Source organism: Vaccinium witches'-broom phytoplasma str. VAC (genome assembly GCF_000309405.1).
GTDB lineage: Bacteria > Bacillota_I > Bacilli_A > Acholeplasmatales > Acholeplasmataceae > Phytoplasma.
The window spans coordinates 1-262 of the sequence record NZ_AKIN01000130.1; the positions used below are offsets into that span (position 1 = coordinate 1).

Genomic DNA, 262 nt, shown 5'->3' on the forward strand with positions numbered 1-262 from the left:
CAATCTTTTTTAGATAAACAACATACCAAAATCTTTCAAGCCTTAAAATATTTAACTTTAGGAAAAACAACTAATCATCCCTTTGATAAAATCAAATCTCAAACTGAGATAATCGAAGAATTACTCGCTTATCTTCAAACCCATTTCCCCCAAGATAACTTTACGAAAGAATCATTATCTTTTTTAAGTAATGATGTTAATGAAAAAAATAACCTTGATTTCTTAGATAACTTAAAACATACTTATACCCAAGAAAAACTGT

At 26.7% G+C, this 262-nt stretch carries 1 pseudogene; it reads left to right on the top strand.

Annotation, left to right across the window (positions count from 1 at the left end):
- Window positions 1–262: pseudogene (locus RI68_RS02205) on the top strand (replicative DNA helicase); the annotation flags it as partial.